Origin of the sequence: Cupriavidus sp. SIMBA_020, from assembly GCF_046535395.1 — a bacterium.
Taxonomy (GTDB): domain Bacteria; phylum Pseudomonadota; class Gammaproteobacteria; order Burkholderiales; family Burkholderiaceae; genus Cupriavidus; species Cupriavidus campinensis.
The window spans coordinates 1-299 of record NZ_JAWRWU010000318.1; the positions used below are offsets into that span (position 1 = coordinate 1).

The 299-nt window shown below is 75.9% G+C and carries 1 pseudogene; it reads left to right on the top strand.

Annotation, left to right across the window (positions count from 1 at the left end):
- Positions 1-234 (top strand): annotated as a pseudogene (locus SB751_RS29385) (tRNA (guanosine(37)-N1)-methyltransferase TrmD); the annotation flags it as partial.
- Between the last annotated feature and the right edge of the window lie 65 nt (positions 235-299).

Genomic DNA, 299 nt, shown 5'->3' on the forward strand with positions numbered 1-299 from the left:
GGCGCACCCGTGCCGGCGCCGCTGCTCAGCGGCCACCATGCCAACATCTCGCGCTGGCGCCGGGAACGCTCGCTGGCGCTGACCGCTGCGCGTCGCCCCGAACTGATCGAGTCGGCCCGCGCCCAGGGATGGTTGTCGCTGGCCGACGAACGCTTCCTGGCCGAGCTGGCCGGCGAGCCGTTGCCGCCGCTTCCCGCCAAGCGCCGCCGCGGCGGCAAGCCCAAGGCTTCCTGAGCCGGCGCAGGCATCTCCGGGGCCCGTGCCAGGACGTACCCTCCGCCGGTTCCGGCGGGGCGCAG